Genomic DNA, 12,790 nt, shown 5'->3' on the forward strand with positions numbered 1-12,790 from the left:
ACCCGGAAGCTAAGCCTGACAGCGCCGATGGTACTGCAACCGAAGGGTTGTGGGAGAGTAGGACACCGCCGAACTTAACCAAACGAAAGGCCCCGGTCGAGAACCCCCAGGTTCTCCCGGGGCCTTTCGCATACCCAAAACCCGCCACGCGAGTTCCGTCCCCAATCACGCCAGTCCCGGCTCCAGTCACGCGACTTCCGGCTCTGATCACGCGAGATGCCTCCCGGATCACGCGAGAAGCCCCGCCAATCACACGTGATGCCCTCCGGCACACACCGTCAGCGGGATCGCCGGCGGAACTCGCGTGATCAGACCCGTATCTCACGTGACTGAAGACGGAACTCGCGTGATTGGAGGCGGAACTCGCGTGACTGGGGAGGCATCACTCGTGATTGGGGAGGCATCTTGCGTGATTGGCGGGGCATCACGTGGACCTGGAGGGGTCGAGTTGGGTGCCCAGGGGGTTTGGGTGCGTGTCTGGAGGGTTGGTGGGGACGAAGACGGGGGTCAGGAGCGGAGCTCCTGACCCCCGTCTTCGGGTGGTGAGGTGAAGCGGGTGGTGAGGTGGCGGACAGGTGTGAGCGCGTGATGGGGGAGGGTTACTTGAGGGCGGAGCCGGCTTGCCAGTCGGGCCAGGACTTGGACCAGTCGCCGTAGAGGTCCCAGACCGGGAGCTGCGGGCCCCCTGAGTTGGTGACCTCTACGACGTCGCCCAGGCCCATGTTCTGGAAGAACCACTGGGCGTTCGCGTCGTTCAGGTTGATGCACCCGTGGGACACGTTCGAACTGCCCTGCTGGCCGACGCTGTTCGGGTTCTCGTGGACGAACTCGCCGTCGTTGGAAATGCGCTCCGACCACTTCTCGTTCGAGCGGTACGCCTTCGGGTCCGGCGGGCAGACGCCGTACGTGCACGAATCCATCGTGTAATTCGCCTGTTTGTCCGAAATGACGTGCGCGCCCAGGTGGGTCGGCGTGGCGTCCTTGCCCATCGAAATCGGCATCGACTTGACCATCGCGCCGTTGTGGAAGATCTGCATCTGCTCGGTGGTCCCGTCCGCCTTCGCGATCCAGGAATCGTGCACCTTGTACGTCTCCGTGCGGTCCTCCGCGCCGAACACCCCGCCGCCGAAGTCGACGCCGTAGATCTTCGCCGTCACCTTCAGCGTCGTGCCGGCCTTCCAGTACTCCTTCGGGCGGTAGTGGACGTTCGAGTCGTCGATCCAGTACCAGCCGCCCTCCTGCTGCGGGGTCGACTCCACCGTCAGGGCCTTCTCGACCGCCGCCTTGTTCTTGACGGCGATCTTGCCGAAGCTGAACACGATCGGCTGGCCGACGCCCACCCCCGTGCTCGCCACCGCGGACGGGGCCGGGATCAGGTTCGCGTTCGCCTGCTTCTTCGGCGACAGCGTCGTGATCTGGTTGTCCTGCTCGACCGGCTTCCCGTTGGCGCCCTGGGCGTGCGCGACGATCTTGTACGTCGCGCCGTAGCCGAGGGGCTCGCTGGACGTCCAGCTCGACCCGTCGGCCGCCAGCTTGCCGGCGACCGGCTTCCCCTTGGCCGCGTTGGTCACCGTGACGTCGAGGAGCTTCCCGTTGGCCGCCTTGACGACGATCGGCGTCGCCGGGTTCACCGCCGCGCCGCCCGCGGGTTCGAACGTCACCGCGACCGGTGTGTCGGACGCCGAAGCGGACCCCGACGCCAGTGCCCCACCGGCGGGCGAACCGCCGTCGTCACCGGACGAGCAGGCGGAAAGCAGCAGTGCTCCGGCGAGGATTCCGGCCACCGAAAGTAAAATCTTCTTGGGGAGCATATTGTCTCTTTTTGGGAATTGGGATCGGCGGGCATTCGTCATCAAAACTACGCGATAGCGATGACGTTCTTGCCGGCGGATCGGTGCATCGGCGTGACGTGGATCACGTGATGACGAGTCCCGGTGCGCCGTAAAGACCCGGTCCGCGCACCGAAAGCGCGCCGAGGTACTCGCGTGCCGCCGTGTACGCCTCTTCCGCCAGTGCTTCCGTGTGCCCGAAATCGAGCGGGTTCACCCGCACCGGCGCGGGCCCCGGCAGGTACAGCACCGGCACCTGCGCGGCGGCCAGCGGCGCCTCCAGCACGGCCTGGTTCCGCATGCTGATCATCGCGGTGAACATCATCACCTCGGCGAACGTCCGCGGCGCGCCCGGCAGCTTCCCGGGGAACGCGCAGTCGAGCACCACCAGGGACTTCGCGCCCATGGCGAGCGCCTGCCGCATCGGCACGTTCGCGACGAGCCCGCCGTCGTACAGCAGGTGCCCGTCGTGCTCGACCGGCGGGAAGATGCCGGGGATCGCGCAGCTCGCCAGGAGGGGCTCGAGCAGCCGCCCGGAGCGGATCAGCAGCGGCTCGGCCGTCTCGACCTGGGTCGTGACGACGCCGAGCGGCAGCGCCAGGTCCTCGAAACAGGTTTCGGCGCCGAGGTGGTCGGCGATGATCGCCGTCAGGCCGCTGTTGGGGAAGAGGTGCGTCTTGCTCTGCGTCAGCATCCGCACGCGGCTCAGCACGCCGCCGGGAAACGCCTCGTCGCGCGTCATGCGGGCCCAGATGCCGTGCAGCCGGGCGAGCGCGTCGCCGCCGGACCGGGCCAGGACGGCCGCGTTGAGCGAACCGACCGACGTGCCCGTCACGAGGTCCGGTGTGAGCCCGGCTTCGGTCAGGGCGCGCAGCATGCCCACCTGCATTGCGCCGAGGCTGCCGCCACCGCCGAGCACAAAGCCGACCGGGCGGGGGAGATCCGCGAGACTCATACCGCCGAATGTAGTAAAGCCGCAGGTAGAGCGGGCGGTCAGGGCACGTGTTCGGGCTCGCGCTCCGGCTCCGCGAGGACCTTGCGCTTCTTGAGCCGCAGCAGGAAGAACACCGCCGCCGCGGCGAGCACGCCGACCACGATCAGGCCGCCGGTGTTCAGGGCGCCTTCGATGCGCTTGGCGGCCTCGCCCAGCGCCGCGCCGATGCTGATGTGGACCAGCGACCAGCAGAACGCGCCCGCCGCGGCGGCCGGCAGGAACTTGCGGAACGCCAGCCCGGACGTCCCGGCCGCCGCCGGGGTCAGCGTCCGGATCACCGGCAGGAACCGGGCGAAGAACACCGCCCAGGCGCCCCGGCGTTCGAGGACCGCGGTGGCCTTGTCCCAGCCTTCCAGGCCGTACTTGCGGATCAGCTTCGTCTCGCGCAGCCGCGGCCCGAAGCGGCGGCCGATGCCGTAGCCGAGGGCGTCGCCCGCCGTCGCGCAGAGGGTGACGACCAGCCACAGGACCAGGAACCGCGGCGCGGTGTTCGCCGTCGTCGCGGCGACGAGCAGGCCGGATTCGCCGGGGGCCAGGAACCCCAGCCCGATCGTGCACTCGGCGAACACCAGGCCGCCGGTCGCGGCGACGAGCCCCGGTTCCGGGAGTCCTTGCAACCAGCTGAGGAGGTCCGAAACCAGGGCCATGCCGCCACTTTACCGATCCTTTAAGGATGGTGGGGTGACGTGGGTCACCGCGCCAGGAGCGACGCGGCTTCCTGAGCTGCGGGTCCTTCGGTCGCCAGGTGCTGCAGGTTTTCCGGCAGGACCTCGCCGCGGTGGGCCTTGGTCTGGGCGTAGAGGCGTCCGGCGCGGTAGGACGAGCGCACCAGCGGCCCGGCCATGACCCCCGCGAAACCCATCGCCTCGGCAGCCTTCGAGTGCTCCACGAACTCCTCCGGCTTCACCCAACGATCCACCGGGTGATGCCGCGCCGACGGCCGCAGATACTGCGTGATCGTCAAAATCTCACACCCCGCATCGACCAAGTCCTGCATCGCCGGCCCCACCTCATCCGGCGTCTCACCCATCCCCAGAATCAGATTCGACTTCGTCACCAACCCGGCCTCACGCGCCGCCGTGATCACCTCCAACGACCGCGCATACCGGAACCCCGGACGAATCCGCTTGAAAATCCGCGGCACCGTCTCCACGTTGTGCGCCAACACCTCCGGCCGCGACCCAAAAACCTCCGCCAACTGCGCCGGATCCGCATTGAAATCCGGAATCAACAACTCCACACCCGTACCCGGGTTCAAGTCATGGATCTGACGCACAGTCTCCGCGTAAAGCCACGCACCACCGTCAGGAAGGTCATCCCGGGCCACGCCGGTGACCGTCGAGTACCGCAACCCCATCGCCTGCACCGACTCGGCAACCTTCCGCGGCTCCGAAGTGTCCAAAGCCGCAGGCTTGCCCGTATCGATCTGACAGAAGTCACAACGGCGGGTGCACTGATCCCCACCAATAAGGAACGTGGCCTCCCGGTCTTCCCAGCATTCGTAGATGTTGGGACAACCAGCTTCTTCGCAGACCGTGTGGAGACCTTCGCGGCGCACAAGACCCTTGAGCTCGGTGAACTCCGGCCCCATCCGCACCCGCGTCTTGATCCACGACGGCTTCTTCTCGATCGGCGTCTCACTGTTGCGAACCTCGAGACGCAGCAGCTTCCGGCCTTCAGGTGCAGCACTCACGGCTTCAACCGTACGCCCGTCCGGGCTACGCGGGATCGGGGGTGACGCCGGTCAGCTTCGCCGTGACGTCCCACAACGCGGCGCCCAGCGACTCGCTGCGCGCGGCGGGCAGGGGCCGGGCCTTGACCGGGTGGCCGCGCAGCCCGCCGAGGCTGCCGGGGGCGATGTAGTCGCCGCCCGCGACGCCGTCCGCCGTCGCCGCGTACAGCTGCGGCAGGGCGCCCTGGCGGACGTTCTGCGCGAACAGGATCTCGCCGATCCGGTGACCGCCGGCGATGACCGAGCGGACGACGGGGTTGGTGTACGACCGCGCCATTCCGCTGCCCAGGCCGGTCGCGGTGTAGCCGGGGTGGGCGGCGACGCTGAGGACGTCGTCGCCGGCCGCGCGCAGCCGCCGGTCGAGTTCCAGGGCGAACACCTGGTTGGCGAGCTTCGACTGCCCGTAGGCCGTCGCCGGGTTGTAGCGGCGGTGCTCGCCGTTGGGGTCTTCGAGGTCGATCCGGGCGCCGGTGGCGGCGATGCTCGACAGCACGACGACCCTGGCGTGGTGTCCACCGCGCAGGGCGGGCAGCAGCAGCCAGGTCAGCGCCGCGTGCCCGAGGTGGTTGGTGCCGAACTGGAGCTCGAACCCGTCGGCCGTGCGGCCGCGGGCGGTCGCCATCACGCCGGCGTTGTTGACCAGCACGTCCAGCGCGTCGCCGGTGCGTTCCCGCACCGCGACGGCGGCCGCGCGCACCGAGGCGAGCTCGCTCAGGTCCAGTGGGACGAGCTCGGGTTCGGCGCCCGCGGCCGCCGCGCGGACCTGGTCCAGTGCCTTCGCGCCGCGTTCGGCGGAGCGGCAGGCGATCAGCACGCGGGCCCCCTTGCCCGCGAGCACCTCGGCGGTGCGCAGCCCCAGACCGGAGTTCGCCCCCGTGACGAGGACGGTCCGGCCGCTTTGGTCGGCGATGTCGGCTTCGCTCCAACGCGTCATGCGCTTACTTAACTCTTGTTACGCACTAGGCGCGAGCAGACGCCTCAAGTGTCCCATCACCGGACGGCGGCGAACGGATTCCTGGCGGTTCGCGCGCAGCAGCGCCTCGAGCGCGTGGCCCACCTTGACGATCTCCTCGGCCGGTTCGCGCGGGTCGGCCAGCCCGGCCGTGACGGCGAGCATCCGCAGTTCGCCTTCGTGCATCCGGCGCAGGGACGCGTGGCGGTCGTAGGCGCCGTCGAGGACCGCGCGCAGGCCGGCGTGCTCGTCGACGGCGGCGCGCCACGCGCGGGTGACGGCGTCGACGTGGTCGCCGAGGCCGTCGGCGTCGTCCGGGTCGATGACCTCGGCGCGCAGGCGGCCGCTCAGCGTCCGCGTCCACTGGTACTGCAGAGCGGTGAGGATGTTTTCTTCGGTGCCGAAGTGCTCTTCGGCACCGGGTACCTCTTCGAGCGGCAGCGGCTCGCCCGGGTTCCGGGCGGCCAGGCGGACGGCCGCTTCGAGGATTTCCTGACGCCGGTAGAAGTCGGTCCAGCTCATCGTGTGGCTCCCCTTCCGTGGCCCGGGTCATACCGCGGGTCTGCGGCATACTCCCGGTACGGACCTGACGCGCCGAACATACCATGAGTATGGAGAGCGGTTCCGGGCGTAAAGTTGTGAAGGTGGCGACAATGAGGTCCAGACGACTCGACTACTCCGAGTCGACGCGGTCCGCGCTGGTCGACAGCGCGGTCGAACTGTTCACCAAACGCGGTTACGCGGGGACCTCGCTCGACGAGATCGCCAAACGCGCCCGGGTGACCAAGGGCGCGCTGTACCACCACTTCAGCGGTAAGCAGGCCCTGTTCGAAGCCGCGTTCGAGCAGGTCGAGAGTTTCGTCTACGACCGGCTGGACAAGATCGTCAACGGCGAAGGGTCGCCGTGGGAACGGGCGCTCGGCGGGCTCAACGCGTTCATCCGCAGCTGCCTCGACCCCGCCTACCAGCGGATCGCCATCCACGAGGCGCCGGTCGTGATGGGCTGGGAACGCTGGCGCGAAGCCGAGGAGCGGTGCAGCTTCGGGCTGGTCCGCTCGGGCCTGCAGTCGCTGATCGACGCGGGCGAGGTGGAGCCGGTGCCGGTCGACGTCACCGCGCGGCTGCTGTTCGGCGCCCTGTCGAGCGCGGCGACCGAGATCGCCGGTTCGGCTGATCCGAAGAAGGTCGGCGCCGAGATCGAGGACGTCATCGTCCGCATGCTGGTACGGCTGAGGCGCACGGAGCCCGACGTCTCTATAGGCTGACTTTTGTGGACTTGAGGATCTTCACCGAGCCCCAGCAGGGGGCCAGCTACGACGACCTGCTGCGCGTGGCCAAGGCGACCGAAGCCGCCGGCTACGACGCCTTCTTCCGCAGCGACCACTACCTGAGGATGGGCTCGGCCGACGGCCTGCCCGGCCCGACCGACGCGTGGATCACCCTCGCCGGCCTGGCCAGGGAGACCAGCCGCATCCGGCTCGGCACGCTCGTCACGGCGGCGACGTTCCGGCACCCCGGGCCGCTGGCCATCTCCGTGGCGCAGGTCGACCACATGTCGGGGGGCCGCGTCGAATTCGGCCTGGGTTCCGGCTGGTACGACGCCGAGCACGAAGCGTACGGCCTGACGCTGCCGCCGCTGAAGGAGCGTTTCGACCGCTACGCCGAGCAGCTCGAGATCATCACCGGGCTGTGGAAGACGCCGGTGGGCTCGACGTACTCGTTCGACGGCCGGTACTACACGCTCAAGGATTCGCCGGGCCTGCCCAAACCGGCGCAGTCCCCGGCACCGCCGGTGATCATCGGCGGCGGGGGCAAGAAGCGCACCCCGGCACTGGCCGCGCGCTTCGCCGACGAGTTCAACCTCCCGTTCGTGGACGCCGAAACGGCGGCGGCGCAGTTCGCCCGCGTCGACGCGGCGGCGGCGGAGATCGGCCGCGACCCGAAGGAGATCCTGCGCTCGGTGGCCCTGGTCATCGGCGTGGGCCGGTCCGAGGAAGAGGTCGCACGGCGGGCCGGGGTGATCGGGCGGGACGTCGGCGAGCTGCGGGCCAACGGCCTGGCCGGCACGCCCGCCGAGGTCGTCGACCGGATCGGGCAGTGGCGGGAGAAGACCGGGATCACCCGGGTCTACCTGCAGCTGCTCGACCTTTCGGACCTGGACCAGATCGAGCTGATCGCCGCCGAGGTTGCCCCGCAGCTGGACTGAGCAGCCCCCGTTTTCCACGCTAGCGGAACGGTCCGACAGTTCCGGGGCGTCGAGACCGTGAAGGCCACCTGCTGTCCACAGGTGGCCTTCACGGTCTTCAGTTCTGCAGGGCGAATGTGACGCCGGGGGCCTTCGGGGCCTCCGGGCGCGGCAGCCAGCGGTCCTCGCTCACCGGCAGCTCGCCCTCCAACGCCGCGAGCACCGCGTCGCGGGCCAGGGGCAGCACCGCTTCCACCGTCACGTCCCGCTGGAGCTCGTACGACAGCGACGTCACGCCCGCGTCGCGGATGCCGCACGGGACGATCGTGTCGAAGGCCGCCAGGTCGGCGTTGCAGTTCAGCTCGAAGCCGTGCATCGTCACGCCTCGCTGGACGCGGATGCCGATCGCCGCGATCTTGCGCTCGATCCCGCGGTCGTCGGCCGGGATCCACACGCCGCTGCGGCCTTCCACGCGGCCGCTGGTCACGCCCAGCCGGTCGCACACGTGGATCAGGGCCTCCTCCAGGCGCCGCACGTAGTGGACGACGTCGATCGGGTCGCCGAGCTGCACGATCGGGTAGCCCACCAGCTGGCCCGGGCCGTGCCAGGTGATCTTGCCGCCGCGGTCGACGTCGATCACCGGGGTGCCGTCCGTGGGGCGGTCGGCCGGCTCGGTGCGCTTGCCCGCCGTGTACACCGACGGGTGCTGCAGCAGGAGCATCGTGTCCGGCGCCGTGCCGTCCGCGCGGGCCGTCAAAAAGCCGCGCTGGAGCTCCCAGGCTTCGGTGTAGTCGATCGTGCCCAGTTCGCGGACGTCGACGGGCTCGGTGCTGGCGCGGCAGGAAGTGCGGGAAGAACTCACCCGTCGAGGCTACGCCCGTCACCCGGGGGAAGCAGCCGCAAGGCGCACGCCGAGAGCAGCCCGACACCGGTCACCGCCAGCACTGCGCCGATCGTGTCGGTGACCCAGTGCACGCCGAGCACGACGCGGCAGGCCGCCGACAGCACCACCGCGGCCGCGACGGCCACCGCAACGCGCCGCACCAGCCGCGGCCACAGCCACGCGCACAGCAGCACCAGGACGAAGCCGGTGCTCGCCACCGACACCACGTGCCCGCTCGGATAACTCAGGTCCGGGTAGTCGCGCGGGCGTTCCCGCAGGAAGACCGGCTTGGCCGTCAGGCTGGTCAGCCGGCACAGCACCAGCACGACGGCGAGCCGCACGCACAGCCCCGCGTGCTGCCGGTGCCGCAGCGCCAGCGCGAGCAGCGCCATGCCGAGCACGAACGGCAGCACCGGGCCGAGAATGTCGCTGCCGATCTCCGCCACCCGCCCGAGCGGCTGCGTGTAGACGCCGTGGAGGGCGTTCGCCACCTGGGCGTCGAGGGTCAGCGGGTGCCGGGCGACGCCGAGCCCGAGCGCCACGAACGCCGCCGTCAGCGCAAAACCGACAACGAGCCAGCGCTTGAGCTGGACTGTCATGCCGCGGCGAGCGCGCTGTCCAGGGTCCGGTGCCGGAACTCGTACCCGGACCGTTCCAGCACGGCCGGGACGGCCCGCTGCCCGAACAGCGCCATCTCCTCACCGGCCTGGCCGAGCACGGCCTTGAGCGCGATCCCCGGCACCCACCACGGCGCGGGCCGGTGCAGCACGCGGCCGACGGCGCGGGTGAACTCGGCGTTGGTCACCGGGGCCGGGCCGGTCAGGTTCACCGGCCCGGACACCTCGTCGTGCGTCAGGACGTGGACGATCGCGCCGACTTCGTCCTCCAGCGCGATCCACGGCATGTACTGGCGGCCGTCGCCGAGCCGCCCGCCCAGGCCCAGGGCGAAGAGGGGGCGCAGCGTGCCGTACAACCCGCCCTTCGCCGACAGCACCAGCCCGGTCCGGATCTTGACGACCCGCGCGTCCCCGGCACCCGCTGTGGCGGCTTCCCAGGCTTCGCAGAGCTCGGCGAGGAAACCCGCGCCGCGCGGCGCCGTCTCGTCCACAGTGGACTCGTGCGGGTGGCCGTAGTACCCGACGGCGGAGGCGTTGACGAGCACCCCGACGCCGTGTTCGGCGACGGCTTCGGCGAGCACCTCGGTCGGCTCGACCCGGCTGTCGGTGAGCTGCTGCTTGCGCATCGCGCTCCACCGGCCGGGGAACAGCCGCTGCCCGCCCAGGTTCACGACGGCGTCCACACCCTCGAAGGCGCCGCTCGCGATGGTGCCCGACGGGGGGTCCCAGCGGAATTCGCCGCCTTCGCGCGCTTCACGCCGCACCAGACGGCGGACCTCGTGGCCCTCGCGCCGCAGGCGGTCGCCCAGCGCCGACCCGATCAAGCCGCTCGCTCCGGCGATCAGTACTCGCATGGTTCGATCGTGGCCCATCAGGGGTGCGTCCGCACGCCCAGGTCCCGCGCGAAAGCGTCGAGGTGGGACAGGATCGCCAGGCCCAGCGCGGGGAGCGGCACCTCGGGGAAGTCCGTGCCGGTGAACAGCACCGCGACGGTGCCGCCGCCGGTGGACAGGCCGAAGCCGCGGGTGCGGGGCAGGCTCCCGCCCTTGTACAGCGTGTCGCCGCCGAGCTTGCGGCGCGCGAGCGCGGCGGCGGGGGAGTCCGCCGTGGCGAGGTGGCGGTGGAAGGCGAACAGTTCCGCGGCGGTACCCCGGGCGGTCCCCTGCGTCCACGCCCACTCCGCTTCGGCGGAGATCGGCTCGCCGCGGACGCGGTCGAGGACTTCCCGCCGGAACTCCGGATCGGCGGTGAAGCGCGCGGTCAGGTCCGGGTGGCCGGGGAAGAACGAGCGGAGGGTTTCGCCGCAGAACCAGCGGAGGTCCGCGTCCGGCCAGCCGCCGTCCGCCGCCGCCGCCCGCAGCGCCTCGTCGCCGAGCCGGGCCCGGAGGTAGTCGGGGGCGGCGTTGTCGCTCAGGGAGATCATCGCCGTGGCGATCGCGTCGAGCGGGACGAGCCGCTCCGGGTCGCGGGCGACGCCGTACTCGTCGCAGGCGATGCCCAGGGAGGTCAGGGCCCGGTGGTGCGCACCGGCGCCGAGCGGGCCGTCGCCGTCGAAGGGGTGGAACGCGTCCCAGTCGCCGACCCGGACCGGCTGGTCCGGGTCGAGCCCGCCGGCCACCGCGGTCGTGTAGGCGAGCAGCGGGACGACCTTGATCGTCGAGGCCAGGACGCGCGGCACGTCCGGGAGGTGGCTCAGGCGGAGCCCGGCGCCGTCCCCGGCGACCACCGAAACATCGCCGCGGTGGCCGGCGAGCCAGGCCCCGAACGCCGCGAAGGGCTCCCCACCGGCTGGTGCGGAGCCCTTCGCGGTCATGCGGTCAGAGGCCGAGTTCGCTCTCGAAGTTGCCCTCTTCCAGGCGCTGCTTGATCGTCGTCAGGAAGCGGCCCGCGTCGGCCCCGTCCACCAGGCGGTGGTCGTAGGTCAGCGGCAGGTACGCCATCGACCGGACGGCGATCGTGTCGTTGCCGTCGGCGTCCGCGATCACGACCGGGCGCTTGACGACCGCGCCCGTGCCGAGGATGCCCGACTGCGGCTGCACGATGATCGGCGTGTCGAACAGCGCGCCGACGCTGCCGATGTTCGTGATCGAGAACGTGCCGCCCGACAGCTCGTCCGGCTTGATCTGGCCCGACCGCGCGCGGCCCGCCAGGTCGGCGATCCGGTGCGCGAGACCGGCCAGGCTCAGCTCGCCCGCGTCGTGGATCACGACCGAGAGCAGGCCGCGCTCGGTGTCCACCGCGATGCCCAGGTGCACGGCGCCGTGGTAGGTGATCTCCTTCGTGTCCTCGTTGTAGGACGCGTTGACGTTCGGGTGCTGCTTGAGCGCCTCGACCGTGGCCTTCGCGAAGAACGGCAGGAACGTCAGGTTGACGCCCTCGCGCTCCTTGAAGGCCGCCTTCGCCCGCTGCCGCAGCTTGGCGATCTTGGTGACGTCGACCTCCTGGACCTGCGTGAGCTGCGCGGCGATCTGCAGCGACTCGCGGGTCTTGGTGGCCGTGATCTGGCGGATCCGGCTGGCCTTCTGCACGGTGCCGCGCAGCGCCGCGAGCTCCGGCGACACCGCGGCCGCGGGACGCGCGGCGGGCGCCGACGGGGCAGCGGCGGCCGGAGCGGCGGCAGCGGCCGGAGCCGGTGCGGCGGCGGCCTTCTGCTTCTCCTCGGCCGCGGCCAGGACGTCCTGCTTCCGGATCCGGCCGCCGACGCCGCTGCCGGTCAGCGACGCGAGGTCGATGCCGTGCTCGGACGCGAGCTTGCGGACCAGCGGCGTGACGTACGGGCCGTCCGCCGAGCTGTCCTTCGCCGAGGCGGCCGGGGCCGCCTCGGCCGCCTTCGCCGCGGGGGCGGCCTGCGGCTCGGGCTTCGGTTCCGGCTTGGGCTCGGGCTTCGACTCCTGAACCGGCTCGGGCTTCGGCTCCGGCTTGGGTTCCGGCTTCGGCTCGGGCTTGGGTTCCGGCTTGGACTCGGCCTTCGGCGCCGCGTTCGCGTCACCGATCACGGCCAGGACGCCGCCGACCTCGACGGTCTCGTCCTCGCCCGCGCGGATCTCCAGCACCGTGCCGGCCACCGGCGACGGCACCTCGGTGTCGACCTTGTCGGTGGAGATCTCGAGCAGCGGCTCGTCGACCTCGACCGAGTCGCCGACCGCCTTCAGCCAGCGCGTGACGGTGCCCTCGGTGACGCTTTCGCCCAGCTCGGGCAGCTTCACCTCGGTGCCTTCGCCGCCCGCGGCCGGCGCGGTGTCCGGCTTGCTCGGCGCGCTGTCCTGGGCCTGCGGCTCGGACTCCGGCTCGGGCTCGGAGGCGGCGGGCTCTTCCTGCGCCGGGGCGGAGGAACCGGAGGACTCCGGCACGCCGCCGGTGCCGTCGTCGATCACGGCGAGCTCGCCGCCGACCTCGACGGTCTCGTCCTCCTGGGCGCTGATCTTCACGACCGTGCCCGCCACCGGGGAGGGCACCTCGGTGTCGACCTTGTCGGTCGAGATCTCGAGCAACGGCTCGTCGACCTCGACGGTGTCGCCCTCCTGCTTAAGCCACCGGGTGACGGTGCCTTCGGTGACGCTCTCCCCGAGCTCCGGCAGTGTGACGGAGTAGGCCATCG

At 70.9% G+C, this 12,790-nt stretch carries 13 protein-coding genes; 2 read left to right on the top strand and 11 right to left on the bottom strand.

The window, feature by feature from the left end; translation table 11 throughout:
- Positions 1-599 precede the first annotated feature (599 nt).
- From Q5425_RS38195 to Q5425_RS38220, 6 genes are all read right to left on the bottom strand, one after another.
- Complete coding sequence (locus Q5425_RS38195) at positions 600-1,811, bottom strand: Ig-like domain-containing protein (RefSeq protein ID WP_308677282.1); 1,212 nt, start codon at positions 1,809-1,811, stop codon at positions 600-602.
- A gap of 103 nt (positions 1,812-1,914) precedes the next feature.
- Positions 1,915-2,784 carry a patatin-like phospholipase family protein gene (locus tag Q5425_RS38200; protein WP_308677283.1) on the bottom strand — a complete coding sequence of 290 codons (870 nt, stop codon included), beginning with the start codon at positions 2,782-2,784 and terminating at the stop codon, positions 1,915-1,917.
- A 38-nt stretch (positions 2,785-2,822) separates the two neighbouring features.
- Positions 2,823-3,470 carry a DedA family protein gene (locus Q5425_RS38205; protein WP_308677284.1) on the bottom strand — a complete coding sequence of 216 codons (648 nt, stop codon included), beginning with the start codon at positions 3,468-3,470 and terminating at the stop codon, positions 2,823-2,825.
- A 44-nt stretch (positions 3,471-3,514) separates the two neighbouring features.
- Positions 3,515-4,516, bottom strand: coding sequence for a lipoyl synthase (gene lipA / locus Q5425_RS38210; RefSeq protein ID WP_308677285.1), 1,002 nt, complete (start codon positions 4,514-4,516; stop codon positions 3,515-3,517).
- Between the two features lie 25 nt (positions 4,517-4,541).
- A complete protein-coding gene (locus tag Q5425_RS38215) occupies positions 4,542-5,489 on the bottom strand; it encodes an oxidoreductase (RefSeq protein WP_308677286.1) in 948 nt (315 codons plus the stop codon).
- A gap of 18 nt (positions 5,490-5,507) precedes the next feature.
- Entirely contained in the window at positions 5,508-6,029 is a 522-nt protein-coding gene (locus tag Q5425_RS38220; protein WP_308677287.1) for a hypothetical protein, read from the bottom strand.
- A 131-nt stretch (positions 6,030-6,160) separates the two neighbouring features.
- Here Q5425_RS38220 and Q5425_RS38225 point away from each other — a divergent pair, with 131 nt between their 5' ends.
- A complete protein-coding gene (locus Q5425_RS38225) occupies positions 6,161-6,772 on the top strand; it encodes a TetR/AcrR family transcriptional regulator (protein ID WP_308677288.1) in 612 nt (203 codons plus the stop codon).
- A gap of 5 nt (positions 6,773-6,777) precedes the next feature.
- A complete protein-coding gene (locus Q5425_RS38230; RefSeq protein ID WP_308677289.1) occupies positions 6,778-7,713 on the top strand; it encodes an LLM class F420-dependent oxidoreductase in 936 nt (311 codons plus the stop codon).
- Positions 7,714-7,810: 97 nt separating this feature from the next.
- On the opposite strand, the gene lipB is transcribed toward Q5425_RS38230, so the two are convergent.
- From lipB to sucB, 5 genes are read right to left on the bottom strand one after another with little or no spacing between them, the layout of a single operon-like run.
- A complete protein-coding gene (gene lipB / locus Q5425_RS38235) occupies positions 7,811-8,554 on the bottom strand; it encodes a lipoyl(octanoyl) transferase LipB (RefSeq protein ID WP_308677291.1) in 744 nt (247 codons plus the stop codon).
- Positions 8,551-9,174, bottom strand: coding sequence for a phosphatase PAP2 family protein (locus tag Q5425_RS38240; protein WP_308677292.1), 624 nt, complete (start codon positions 9,172-9,174; stop codon positions 8,551-8,553). The genes lipB and Q5425_RS38240 overlap by 4 nt, the downstream gene beginning before the upstream one ends.
- Positions 9,171-10,046 (bottom strand): TIGR01777 family oxidoreductase, encoded by an 876-nt coding sequence (locus tag Q5425_RS38245; RefSeq protein WP_308677293.1) that lies wholly within the window; start codon positions 10,044-10,046, stop codon positions 9,171-9,173. The genes Q5425_RS38240 and Q5425_RS38245 overlap by 4 nt, the downstream gene beginning before the upstream one ends.
- 17 nt (positions 10,047-10,063) lie before the next feature.
- Positions 10,064-11,005 carry a serine hydrolase gene (locus Q5425_RS38250; RefSeq protein WP_308677294.1) on the bottom strand — a complete coding sequence of 314 codons (942 nt, stop codon included), beginning with the start codon at positions 11,003-11,005 and terminating at the stop codon, positions 10,064-10,066.
- A 4-nt stretch (positions 11,006-11,009) separates the two neighbouring features.
- Positions 11,010-12,788, bottom strand: coding sequence for a 2-oxoglutarate dehydrogenase, E2 component, dihydrolipoamide succinyltransferase (gene sucB, locus Q5425_RS38255; protein WP_308677295.1), 1,779 nt, complete (start codon positions 12,786-12,788; stop codon positions 11,010-11,012).
- Positions 12,789-12,790 lie beyond the last annotated feature (2 nt).

The sequence above is a fragment of the Amycolatopsis sp. A133 genome (genome assembly GCF_031082405.1).
Lineage (GTDB): Bacteria > Actinomycetota > Actinomycetes > Mycobacteriales > Pseudonocardiaceae > Amycolatopsis.